Genomic DNA, 13,111 nt, shown 5'->3' on the forward strand with positions numbered 1-13,111 from the left:
CTTTTGGTCTTCTATATATCAACAGTATAGTTAGACCAAATAACTATACAAAATAAACAATATAATTTGAAAGAATTATTGAGATTCCAAAATGAAAAAATATAAAACCAATATAAATGGGATGTCTAATATTGTAAGGACCTTTTTTTACTACTCTATGTTCTTTCTTTACTTCTATAACCGATGAATACTCTCCATTAAGTATAACACTTGAAATACAAATTAAAAACAAACCAAAAAGAGATAGTAAAACACCAATAATTCTAAATATAATAAAGGTAAAAAAATTAAAATAAATAATAAATTTAATTTTTAATAGAAGCAAAAATAGAATTATAATTTCTAAAACTGTCAAAACTTTTAAGATTATTTTATCTAATCTTACTACTTCCCCAAACCTTATTAAATAATCATCTAAAACTTTCTTCTTTTTACTTAATTGTTCAACCTTTATTCTTATTATTGCATAAATGATATAAAGGAAACAAACTAATATTATAAAATATCTTTCCAAAATAATCTTCTCTTTAATTTTAATAAAATTATAATAATAAATTATATAATAGACAACTTTATTAAAATATAAACAAATTTAAACTATTTTCAAAATAATTCAAAAAGTTATTTATTTAAAAAATTGATAAAATTATTTTTTTTGATAAAATAAATTAGGGAAAATGTATGGCTAAAATAAGTTATAAAAGTTGTTGTTTGAATAAACTTCATAAATTTATATATCAACAAAACACTAATAGTTATAATTTTGTTGAATGCTGCAATTTAACTTATTATGTATTGCCTTATAAAAACGAGAATTTGTCTATAGTTTTTATTAGAGAAAACTCAGAACAAGATTATTACTTTCTCTCAAAAGATTCTAAATTATATAAAGTTTTTAATATCATAGATAAAAAAGAGGAAAGAGAAATAAAAATAAAAGAGTTTTTGGAAAAAAACAAAAATATTTTTTAATTAAATCTTAATAGGATATTGATAATGATATCTACTAAACTAATAGCTGAAATTGGACTTAACCACTGTGGAGATATAAATAGAGCAATTAATTTAATAAACAAAGCTATAAATTCAGGGGCTGATTACATTAAATTTCAATATTTTAAAAGCGAAAACCTCTTCAATTTTAATGAATATAAAAAATTATTAAATTTGAATGATATTTTTAATAATAAAATAGATAAATTGCTCTTAAATGATCAAGACTTTATTAAAACAATCAATTATTGTATCACAAACAATATAAGATTTGGAATCTCATTTTTTTCAAAAATTGATATCATTAATATTTCAAATCTTTATTATAAAATATTTGAGAAAAACCTTTTCTCACATATATCATTTCTTAAAATTGCATCAGGAGAAGTCAATGATGTTCCTTTATTGGAAGAATATTTAAAAATATCATTAAAATTCAATATACCAATTCTTATCTCTGTTGGGGCTACTTCAGATAGTGAAATAAGTTTTTTATTAAAATTTTTTAAGAAAATAAAAAATAATATAGTACTCCTTCATTGCAGAATTAAATATCCTGCTGACTTTGACAACTTTAATCTTTGTAGGATAGAATATTTAAGAAAAAAATTTAAAGTTAAAACTGGTCTCTCAGACCACTCAATTGGAATTGAAATACCTCTTTTATCACTTAAATACAAACCAGAGTTTATTGAAAAACATTTTACAGATTCAAGAGAAATTAAACAAGCTGATAACCCAATATCATCAAATGAAGATGAATTTAGAATTATTAAAAATTTTATTTTAAAATATGATTCTATAAATGGAGATGGAAAATTCAATTTATTAGAAAATGAAAAAAATGAATTAAAATATGCAAGGAAAGGAATCTATTTAAATAAAAATAAACAATTAAATGAGAAAATAGATGATAATGATATTATAACTTTAAGACCTAATCTTTTTTTTAATGATGCTTTTAATTATAAAAGAGCAATAAATAAAAAATTAAAAAATAACAAAGATATATTATCTCCTTTAGATATAAAGAATGATATAAAATAATTTTTTTAAAATTTATTTAATATTTTATAAAAAAAAATTTTGTTGACTAACTAATTTATATTAATAAAATAATATAAGGAGAAAAAAAATAATTAGTCTTTATTTAACAATTTAAATAATAATAAATATAAATTAAGGATTTACTATGGAAAAAAAACCTAATAGAAGAAAAAAATTTTATATAGATAAAAAATTTCAAAATAGGTTTATTCTATCTTATTTTGAAATTATATCTTTTTCAGTATTATTAAGTATTACAATAACTATTTTATATACTTTTTTCACTACAGAATTTGGTGAAAACAAATATTCGGTTTTATTTCAAAAAATAGTTAAAGGTAAAGCTGAACTTATTTCACCTATTTCTTTAGTTTTACCTATTGTATTAATTTCATCAATAATAACCTTAGCTATCAGTTTTGTAAATGCTTTATTCTACTCTCACAAAATGGCAGGACCAATTTACAGATTAAAAAAGAGTTGCCAGGAATTACTTGAAGGGAAGAAAAATGTTTCTTTTAAGGTAAGAAAAGATGATGAATTTCAAGAATTATCAGAACTTCTTCAAAAAGTTTCAGAAAAATATTATCAATTAGAAGAAGAATTAGAAAAATATAGAAAAAAATAAAACTGTTAATCACAAATAAAAAAGCTATCATAAGAATTAACCTATGATAGCTTAATTAATTCAATTATCACTAAAAAATATATAAATAATATTTTAAATAATTATTTATTATTATTTAATTTTATTAATTATCTATTAACTTTTACCACCTGTTTGAATCTTTTTTATAGATTGAATTGCTATTTGTCTTATATACATAGGGAAATTCCCCTGTGAAACTTCAAGCAAAACACCATAGGCTTGAGGATCTCCTAAATCTCCTAAAGCTACTATTATTCCATATATTAAAGGCGCATTTGATGATTTATATTCATTTTTATAAATCTGCAATAAATTAATTAATACAGGGACAACAGTTTTATCTCCTATCTTACCTAAAGCCATAGCGATATAAGCTTTTACAATAGGATCATTGTCCTTTTGCAAAATTTCAATAAGTTTGGGCACAGCATCTTTCGCTTTTAACTCACCAAGAACATATGCAGCTTCTACTCTTACATCCCAAAAGTTATTTACAATAACACCATTTTCAACTTTTACATTATTTACCCCAATATCAAGTATTTTTATTAATAGATCAATAGCTTCTTTTGATTTATTTGCCGCTAACATTTGAACAACAATAAGCAGTAGATCATGATCATCACCTGCTTGAACAATAGGAACTAAAGAATCAAGAGGAACATTTTTTAAACCCAAAAATAATTCTTCCAACGTTAAATCTTCAGGTGCTACAGTAGAATATTTATCATTATTACTTCCGCTTTGTTGCTGTTGTTGGGCAAAAACTATATAGTTTAATGAAGAAATAATTAAAAAAATAATTATTATAAATTGAAAGCTTTTTTTCATTTTATCCTCCAACTGTTGTTAAATTTATTACTCTTCGTACTCTTCTTTCAACCCTATTTTCCATTTACCTTCTATTTTTATAAAGTAATAAGTTAATATTTTATCTTCATATCGGACAAATATCTTTGCTTTATTAATATTTTGTGGATGGAAAATTACTTTAAATATTCTTAATGGTTGACCATTATTTAGTTTAATTCTTGATTGGTAAACAACATTATAAAAATAAGACTTTATATCTGTAATACCATAAATTGTAAGTCCTTTCTCTTTATAAAAATTTGGATTGTTATAGGTTTCATAATATTTTGGAGATAAAACTTTAATCCATGAATCAAAATCTTTTGATAAAACAATTAATTCATAGTTTATAAAAAAATCTTCAATTTCTTGTTTTATTTTATTAACATCAATATTTGATGGAACATTTTCAAATGAAACATCACCAACTTCTACATTTGAAATTGAAACTTTTTCTTCTTTTTTCTCTTCTTTTTTTTCCTCTTTAACTACCTCTTTTTTCTGTGAGCAACTAAGAAAGTTAATAAAAATACTAAAAGTTAAAATAATAAAAATTAATATTATTAAATTCTTTTTTGTATAATTAATTACTTTCATAGATTTTTCTAATTTTTTTATTTATAAAAATAATAAAATATAAATTTTTTTTTTCAAATATTTTTATTAAATTTTTATCCACCTATTTTAAATATTAGATTTTATTATAAAATAATTATTTTTAAAAAATATATTTTATAAAATAAAAATTATCTGAATTATTGATAATAAGTAGCAAGAACAATAGAATATAGTTTAGATAAAGCACTATCAGACCTTGATGTAACAACAACTGGAATTTTCGCTCCACATATAATACCAGCTGTCTCTGCCTTTGCAAAATAAATAATAGATTTATAAAGGACATTTCCAGCATCTATATCTGGAACCACTAGAATATCTGCATCTCCATTTATAGGAGAACTAACCTTTTTAATCTTTAATGCTTCTAAAGAAATAGCTATATCTAATGCAAGTGGTCCGTCAATAATACAATTCTTTATTTCCCCTCTTTCCGCCATCTTAGTTATTATTGCAGCATCAGTTGTTGCTTTCATTTTTAATGATACTTTTTCATTTGCTCCTATTAAAGCTACTTTGGGATTCTCAATTCCTATAGAATTTGCAACTTTTACAGCATTTTTAACAATGTCAATTTTTTGTTCAAGTGTGGGATCAATATTTAATGCAGCATCAGTTATAAAGTATAATTTTTCAAAACCAGGAATTTCCATTATAGCAACATGACTTAAAGTATTACCTATATTTAATCCATATTGTTTATCTAAAACATATTTCAATATTATACCAGTATTAATTAAACCTTTAACAAGAATTGATTTTCCCTCCGCACAAACTTTTTTTATAGCTAACTCAGCAATCTTGTTTTCTTCACTTTCATCAATTAATTCATAACTTGAGATATCAAAATCAATCTGTTTTGCAATACTTATTGTCTCTTCTTTATTTCCAATAAAAACAGGAACAATATAGTTTTTTAATGTTGCTTGTTTTATAGCATCTAAAACATGCTCATCATTGGAACCAGCTATAACTGCTTTAACTTTTTTCTCTTGAGTTTTTTCTAATAAATCAGCTAACCTTTTCATCCTTAACCTCCATACTTTAATATAAAACCAATTAACTTAAAAAACTAAATATCTACTTCAAACTTAAACTTGCTTTTTTTAGAAGCTTTTTTTATTACAGAAAGTGTTAACATTAAGGTATTTAAATCATTTTCAATAGGAAACAATGGTTTTTCTTTACCTTCAACACAATTTATAAAATGAATAATTTCATCTTTCAACGCATTTTCTACATGTACAGATATTTTTTCTATAAAAGCTCCTCTATGATAAAGTATCTCTTTTTGATCTACTTCAAAGATAGTATTACTTTTTCTATATATTTCAATTTCTTGAGTATCATAGTTTAAAAAAATATAATTTGACTTTTGAGCAATATCAAGTGTTCTCTTCTTTATATAACTTGCCCTTGATGCAATTACAGAAGCAATACAATTATTTTTAAAATAGAAAATTGCATTTGCTATATCTTCAAATTCTGTATAAACACTTGTTGCAAAAGCATCAAAATCAACAATTTCTGAATTTGCAATATTTAATATTATATCAATATCATGAATCATTAGATCTAATATAACTCCAGTATCCTTTTTTTTCTCTGTAAAAAGGCCATATCTTCTAGCTTCAATTAAAATTGGTTCTTTTACATACTTTTTTCTTAATTCAACAATAGCTCCATTAAATCTCTCAACATGTCCAATTTGTATAATTAAATTCTTCTTTTTTGCTAAATTTGCTAATTCATAAGCTAAATTATAAAGGTGAGAAAATGGTTTTTCTATTAAAATGTTAACATCAAATTCTAATGCCTTTTTTGCAACTTTATAATGTTCAGTGCTCCAAACTGCACATATAATCGCATCTACCTCTTTATAAAGTTCTTCATCTGAATTAAAATATTTCACATTATATTTATTGCTTATCTCTTTCATTCTTTTTTTATTAATATCAAATATTCCTACAAACTTTATATCCCCAATTTTATCAAGATATTTTAATATATTAGTATGATATTCTCCCATATGGCCAACACCAATAACTCCAATCTTTACCATTAATAATCCCCTATAAAATTTTTTAGTTTTTCTTCTATAAAATTTTTATTCTTTAGGTACTTGTTATTAAAATAAATGACATAATTTTCTTGATAAATTATATCTAATATTTCAATATTTCTAAATTTATTTAAATCATAGTATCTTAAATCATATGAATCAACTACTGCATATTCTATCTTTTGATTATTCAAATTATTTAATAAATCTTCATAAAAAGAAAATTTCTTTATATTAATAATTTCTTCAAAAAAATAAAATGTCATTGAATAAAGCTTAACACCAAATTCTATTTTATTTTGAAGTATTTTATTAAATTTTAAATTCTTAGAATTCTTATTTTTAAGAAGTAATATTTTTTCAGAATAATAAGTTAAAGGAAAAAAATTTGTTGAAAAATAATCTTCAGATATCTTTGATTTAATAATCCCACCACAAATTAAATCATAGTTTTTTATATCTTCATCCTCTTTAATAAATTTTATTATTACTATTTTATTAGGAAATAAATTTTGAAGAATTTCTTTTTCTTTACCTAAAAAATCATCAATTAAATACTCTAAACTATTTTTATTTTCATTGCTAATACTTTTTAATTTATCAAGCTTTAAATAAATAAAAGGATACTTTTCAAAAACTAATCCTACTAATATTCTATTTTTTTTAAAAATATCATCACTTTCAATATTTCCGAACAAAAATTGTTTATCTTTAACCCTAAAATAAAAATAGCTAATAATAACAATTAAAAAAATAAAAATTAATATAAAAATTTTAATTTTTATAAAAATGAATTTTTTTTTTATCACAATTCTTAATCTATTTAATTAAATTATTTACAAATTAATTAGCACAATTAAATTTTTTTTAAATTTTTTTTTTTAATTTTACTTTTTTAAATTAATATAAATTGATTGACAAAAATAAATAATATAATATAATTATTTTAGAAAGTGGGGAATTTATAAAACAGGGAGGTAGATTTATGAAAATTAATAATAATATTTCATCAATTAATTCTAATTCAACAATTCAAAAATTAGACAATATAGACAAAAAGACTCCTATATTTGAACAATCTAGCCTAAATCAATTAAACAATTTTGAAGATCTAACTAATAATGTTATGAACAATGTTAATTCAATCAAAGGTTCTTTTCAATTGCAGGAAAATTATTCTATTATTCAACAAAAACAAAATTTATTAAATGAATTTCAAAATTCTAACTTATCATTAAATGATTTACAAAATGCTACATTCAACTCAAAGCCTTTATTTAACTTAGATGAATTATCCAGGATAAAGACAGATTTGAATTCTTTATTAAATGAATACGAAACTCAATCTCAACAAATAAGGAATAATTTGAATTCTTATATGGTGGCAAATGAAAATAGCAACGCTCTAAATGTTGAAAAGGATATAGAAAGAATTACACAATATATTCAAAATTCAACATCATATAATTTAAATTATAATGCTGCTAATGTAATTGATCTATTAAAATAGCACTTTTCTTAAATTTAAATTTTTTCAGCTTTGATTTATACTATATTAATAATTAATTTTAATTACTAATTAATTTTTAAATTAATTAACATTTATTTTAATAATATATTATTCTTTTTAAACTATATCTTTCCAGTTTAAAAAATCAAGATCTACTCTTCTAACATCGATATTTACTAGTAAAAAATCCCCGGAGCAAAAAGCTCCTGGGTTAATAAATCTAATTCCATCTTCAAAATAGTCACCTTTAATATGTGTATGTCCAAAAAATATAATATCTGGCTTTTCATCAAACGAAGCTAAAATTCTTCTTCTTATTCCAAAAGGAGACCCCCAACCATGAGTTAACCCTATTTTATAACCCATCAATCTTAATATTTTGCTTGTGGGAAATCTATTTCTTATATCATCTAAATCCATGTTTCCTGCAACAACATGTAAATTTGGGCAGGCAAGTGAAATTAAATCCAATACTCCAACATCAACTATATCACCAAGACAAAAAACCATATCAATTTTTTTTAATAAAACACTAAAATCAGGGAGCTCTTTCAATCTTGTTGGATAATGAATATCTGATAAAACTATGATTTTCATAATTAGATATAAAAAATAAATATACCATATTAAAAAAAAATCAATATCCCTTAATTTATTTAAAAGTTTTTTACAATAAATGCATCTTTAAAACCCATATTTTGAAGAATCTTTAATATCTCTTTTGCTTTATCATAATCATAGGGTCCAACTGCTACTTTAAAAACTTTTTTATTATTAATTATAGATTCCCTAACATGAACATTAAATCCATAAGATTCAAGATTTTTTTTAACATTTTTATAATTTTCCTCAACATAAAAAACTCCAACTTGAATAAAATATATTTTTTCTTTTTGTTCTACATTATTTTGATTTAAATTTTTGGATGTTTCATTTATATTTGAAGTAGTCGAATTTTTTGTTTCTTCAGCAATTGAAGGTTTTTTAATAAGATTTTCTATTTCATTTTTTGAAATTTTTTTTATTAAAGAAACTTTTACTGGAATTAAACTACCACTAATTTCACCCAATTCCACAAAAGCTCTTTTAGAAAGATATAATAAGATATCCTTTTCATTTGATAAGGGTAAATTATTATCTATAACTATTACAATTGTTTTTTTCCCATTATTAATATTTTCTACTGTAAGTAATGAGTATAAATCATAATATTTTGATGAAGCAACAAGTTCTTCAGGATTATAAAGATATCCTGAAGAGAATTTTTTACCTATATAACTAGAATCGTATAATTTGGATAAGCCATTTACTTCATTCGTTTGTGAAAATAATATATGTAGTAAAATAAATAATAATAAAAATAATAAAACACAATATTTAGCAAATTGATTATTAATTAAAATTTTGTTTTTTCTCATCTTTTTTATTTTTTATTTTTTTATTCTAAAAAATAAGAAATTTAATTAATATTTAATCTTTAATTTTTTATCGAACTTTTTATAAGAAGCTAAATATATAAATCTATTTTAATTTTTAAATCAAACCATATTTATAATTTTGCTAACATTTTTAAATTTCAAAAAAATTTATTTTATTTTAAAAATAAAAAAACATAAAAATAAAATAACTAATTAAAAATGAAATATAAAATTATTTCAAAAATTTAAATTTATATATAAATTTTTTATTAACAATTTATTCACAACAATTTTATAATAAATTTTTACATAAATTTTATAGTAATTTTTATTATAAAACAGTGTGAAACTATTGAATTCTAAGGTTATTTGGACACTTAAGATTATTTGAACATTGAAATTTAGAAAATATAGAATGAATATAATTTGTTCACAAATTATTCACAAATAATTTTTTTCAAATTTTTAAATCTTTCACTATAGTTTAATATTAAATTTTGTGATTCTATTAATTTTGTACTTATTTCATTTAAATTTAAATTCCTTAATTCATAAATAAAATTTATCAACTCCTTTTCATTCTCAACTTTGATTAATGTTTTATCTTTAAATATCTCAAAAACAGATTCAAAATTATAATATGAAGGGCCTATAATGCAATAATTAAAATAAGCAATAGGTTCAATAAAATTTTGTCCCCCTTTATTATTAAAACTACCTCCAATTATAGCTAAATAAGTAAATTTGTAAAACTCTCTTAAATATCCAATTTTATCAATAATAAGAATATTATTGTTCTCTAAATTTCTCAAAATGTGAATTAATTCATTTTCATTAATATTATTACATTTATTAAAAGTGTAACTTGATAAATAAATTAAATTTTTTTCTTCAAATAAAATATTTAATTTTCCAAGTTCATTAAAAAATCTAGGTGCTATTATAAATAAAAAATCACTTTTATATAAATTATATATATCCTTTATAATATTAAACTCATCATTATGAAAAGAGCTAAAAATAATTATAGGTTTCATAAATTTTGAAATTTTTTCTTTTTTTTCATCTAAACTAAATTTTAAATTATTAAAAAATAATTTTAAATTTCCTGTAATTTCTAATTTTTCTTTTTTAGTTCCAAGATTTAAAAACCTTTCAAAATCTTTTTCAGACTGTACAAATATTTTATCAGAAATATTAAAAAGTAATGAATACAAAAATTTAATTAATCTTTGTTGTTTATAACTTCTATTATATATAATACCATTAAAAATATATACTTTAATTTTTAATAAGTATGCGGAAATTAGTAGAGTAGGCCACACCTCTTGCTCAATTAAAACCAACTTTTTTATTTTTAATTTTTTTAAAAAAACTAATATAAATATAAAAAAATCAAAAGGCAATGGATATACAATACATTTTTTATTTTTTAAATAATCATAGCCTGCTTTATTAAAAACTGAATAAATAAAACCTTCTCCAAAAAATGAAAAACCTAAATTTGCTTCACCAGCAGATGAACAATGAATCAATATATTATTTAAATGTTTTTCACTTTTTTTTCTTTTAGAATTTTTTTCCTTTATTAAATTTAGAAAACCAAATCTTTGGAATATATTAAATCTTAAATTATTATTAAATAAATAAATCATTAAAATAAAAGGAAATAGTATTAAATAAATTAAGTTATAAATGGTATAAATAATAATATTAAAAACTAAGTTCATAGCATACTTATCGGATCCATATCAAGTTCAATAAAAACATCATCTTGATTTTTAAACATTTCATTTATTAAATTTCCAAAATTTTTTAAAATATCAACATTATTAGATTTAATAAATAAATGATATCTAAAATTTCTTTCGATCTTTTCAATAGGTGCTGGAGCTGGGCCAATTATATCTATGTAACTATTAATTTTAACTTTTTCTAATGAAAAATTATTTTTATTTAGAACATATTTATTATTTTCTTTAATTTGTAAGATAAATAGAGCAATTTTATCTATAAATTTCTTAGCTTTTTCTTTTATTGGAGAGCGAACTATTATTCTAAGAATTCTAGAAAAAGGAGGATATCTTAATGAATATCTTATTTTTATTTCTTGACAAAAAAATTCAAAAAAATTATGTTTTTTTACAAAATATATTGCATAATGCTCTGGTCTTAATGTTTGTATTATTACTTTACCAACTTTCGCCCCTCTTCCAGCTCTTCCTGAAACTTGAATTAATAATTGAAAAGTTTTCTCATTAGCCCTAAAATCAGGAAAATTCAAAAAAACATCTGCATTAATTATTCCAACTAATCCAACATTTGGAAAATGATGACCTTTAGAAATCATTTGAGTACCAATTAATATATCAATTTCTTTATTAGAAAACTTTTCTATTATTTTCTTAAAAGTTGTTCTACCTTTTATTGAATCTCTGTCAAATCTTTCTATCCTATAATTTGAAAATATATTTCTAATTATTTCTTCAACTTTTTCAGTTCCTATTCCTGAATAAGAAATATTTGGAGATTGACAATAGGGACAGTTTGTCACATTTTGCTTTTCAAAATTACAATAATGGCATAGCAATTTATTTTTATTTTTATGATATTTTAATGGAATTGAACAATTATCACACATTAACGTTTTACCACATTCTTTGCAAAAAATAATTGATGAAAAACCCCTTCTATTAATAAAAAGGATAATTTGCTCATTATTTTCAAGAGTATTTTTTATATTTTTAATAAGCTTTTCAGTTAAATAAAAATCTCCTATCTTATTTTCCTTTTTTAAATCTATAATTTCTACTTCAGGAAGAGGGGTATTATTATATCTTTTTTTAAGAGTTAAAAGTTTTAAATTATTTTTTTTTGCCTCATAATATGCTTCAAGAGAAGGAGTAGCTGAACCAAATATTAAAACACAATTATATTTTTTACTTATAAAATAGGCTAAATTTTTTGCATTATATCTAGGTTTTGAATTAGATTTATAAGAATCATCATGTTCCTCATCAATTATGATAGCCTTTAATTTAGAAAAAGGGGAAAATAAAACTGATCTTGGACCAATAATGACTTTAGCTTCATTATTTTTTATTTTTTCATAAAAGTAAAGTTTTTCACCAGGTTTCAATTTTGAATGAATTACTGCAACTATATTCCCAAGTCTTTTATAAAAAAAACTAATCATTTGGGGAGTAAGAGAAATTTCAGGGATTAATAAAACAGTTTGAAAATCTTTTTTTGCAAGATAATCTATTAGCTTAAAATAAACTTCCGTTTTTCCACTTCCTGTTACTCCATGAAGTAAATAAAAATCAAATTTATTTTTTTCAAAAGATTTTATTATTTCTCTATAAACATCCTCTTGTTCATCAGTTAATTTTATTTTTAATTGTTCAAATTCATTAATCTCATTTTTTTTATTACTAAAATTCTCTAAAATTAATGAATCTAGATTCACATTAATTTTTTTAATTGCTTTTGGAATAAATAAAAATAGTGCTTCTTCAATACTACAAAAATAACTCTCTTTAATCCATTTCGCAATTTCTAATTGATTATAACTTATTATACTATCCTTATCTAATATTTTTTTAATTTTTTTAATTTTAGTTAATATTTTTTCTTCAGGTATAATATTTTCTTCTACAATAATTCCTAAAGTTTTCTTATTATTAAAATCAACTATAACTCTCTTAAACAAAAGAGAAGAGTTATCACTCGACAAAGATTTTTCTACTAAATAGCATAATTTTTTATCAATAGGATAATTTACATAAACATTTACATATATAGGAATATCCATCTTATTAAATTTATTATTTATTTTATTTATTACTTATTATTTATTATTTATTTTTTATTTTCCATATAATTAATTAATTTTGTTTATTTAAAATATTTTTTCTTTAATTTTATTTTATAATTTTTAATTTTTTTTAAATATAAAATTT

14 protein-coding genes are annotated in these 13,111 nt (G+C 21.1%); 4 read left to right on the top strand and 10 right to left on the bottom strand.

All coding sequences use genetic code 11. The features are described from left to right. Positions 1–43: 43 nt before the first annotated feature. Positions 44–514 (bottom strand): hypothetical protein, encoded by a 471-nt coding sequence (locus N3A58_01810; protein ID MCX8058133.1) that lies wholly within the window; start codon positions 512–514, stop codon positions 44–46. A gap of 167 nt (positions 515–681) precedes the next feature. Here N3A58_01810 and N3A58_01815 point away from each other — a divergent pair, with 167 nt between their 5' ends. From N3A58_01815 to N3A58_01825, 3 genes are all read left to right on the top strand, one after another. After that, positions 682–972: a hypothetical protein gene (locus N3A58_01815; GenBank protein ID MCX8058134.1), complete on the top strand. Its 291-nt coding sequence runs from the start codon at positions 682–684 to the stop codon at positions 970–972. Positions 973–996: 24 nt separating this feature from the next. Then, entirely contained in the window at positions 997–2,040 is a 1,044-nt protein-coding gene (locus tag N3A58_01820; protein ID MCX8058135.1) for an N-acetylneuraminate synthase family protein, read from the top strand. A 145-nt stretch (positions 2,041–2,185) separates the two neighbouring features. Then, on the top strand, positions 2,186–2,668 hold the full coding sequence (locus N3A58_01825) for a hypothetical protein (protein MCX8058136.1): 483 nt from the start codon (positions 2,186–2,188) through the stop codon (positions 2,666–2,668). Between the two features lie 135 nt (positions 2,669–2,803). Here the strand turns inward: N3A58_01825 and N3A58_01830 are convergent, their stop codons facing one another. The 5 genes from N3A58_01830 to N3A58_01850 form a co-directional block, all read right to left on the bottom strand. Beyond that, entirely contained in the window at positions 2,804–3,520 is a 717-nt protein-coding gene (locus N3A58_01830) for a HEAT repeat domain-containing protein (GenBank protein MCX8058137.1), read from the bottom strand. Positions 3,521–3,547: 27 nt separating this feature from the next. After that, positions 3,548–4,138: a hypothetical protein gene (locus tag N3A58_01835; protein MCX8058138.1), complete on the bottom strand. Its 591-nt coding sequence runs from the start codon at positions 4,136–4,138 to the stop codon at positions 3,548–3,550. 158 nt (positions 4,139–4,296) lie between these two features. Then, positions 4,297–5,187, bottom strand: a complete 891-nt coding sequence (locus N3A58_01840; protein MCX8058139.1) for a bifunctional enoyl-CoA hydratase/phosphate acetyltransferase — start codon at positions 5,185–5,187, stop codon at positions 4,297–4,299. Positions 5,188–5,231: 44 nt separating this feature from the next. After that, positions 5,232–6,221: a Gfo/Idh/MocA family oxidoreductase gene (locus tag N3A58_01845; protein MCX8058140.1), complete on the bottom strand. Its 990-nt coding sequence runs from the start codon at positions 6,219–6,221 to the stop codon at positions 5,232–5,234. After that, complete coding sequence (locus N3A58_01850) at positions 6,221–6,919, bottom strand: hypothetical protein (protein ID MCX8058141.1); 699 nt, start codon at positions 6,917–6,919, stop codon at positions 6,221–6,223. The genes N3A58_01845 and N3A58_01850 overlap by 1 nt, the downstream gene beginning before the upstream one ends. Before the next feature lie 287 nt (positions 6,920–7,206). Between N3A58_01850 and N3A58_01855 the strand changes: the two genes are divergently transcribed. Continuing rightward, positions 7,207–7,731 (top strand): hypothetical protein, encoded by a 525-nt coding sequence (locus N3A58_01855; GenBank protein MCX8058142.1) that lies wholly within the window; start codon positions 7,207–7,209, stop codon positions 7,729–7,731. A 117-nt stretch (positions 7,732–7,848) separates the two neighbouring features. Here the strand turns inward: N3A58_01855 and N3A58_01860 are convergent, their stop codons facing one another. The 4 genes from N3A58_01860 to priA form a co-directional block, all read right to left on the bottom strand. Then, positions 7,849–8,328, bottom strand: a complete 480-nt coding sequence (locus N3A58_01860; protein MCX8058143.1) for a YfcE family phosphodiesterase — start codon at positions 8,326–8,328, stop codon at positions 7,849–7,851. Between the two features lie 59 nt (positions 8,329–8,387). Further along, positions 8,388–9,149: an SPOR domain-containing protein gene (locus N3A58_01865; GenBank protein MCX8058144.1), complete on the bottom strand. Its 762-nt coding sequence runs from the start codon at positions 9,147–9,149 to the stop codon at positions 8,388–8,390. 437 nt (positions 9,150–9,586) lie between these two features. After that, on the bottom strand, positions 9,587–10,879 hold the full coding sequence (locus tag N3A58_01870; GenBank protein MCX8058145.1) for a hypothetical protein: 1,293 nt from the start codon (positions 10,877–10,879) through the stop codon (positions 9,587–9,589). Then, positions 10,876–12,963, bottom strand: coding sequence for a primosomal protein N' (gene priA / locus N3A58_01875; GenBank protein ID MCX8058146.1), 2,088 nt, complete (start codon positions 12,961–12,963; stop codon positions 10,876–10,878). The genes N3A58_01870 and priA overlap by 4 nt, the downstream gene beginning before the upstream one ends. Between the last annotated feature and the right edge of the window lie 148 nt (positions 12,964–13,111).

This window comes from Spirochaetota bacterium (genome assembly GCA_026415295.1).
Classification (GTDB): Bacteria; Spirochaetota; JAAYUW01; order JAAYUW01; family JAOAHJ01; genus JAOAHJ01.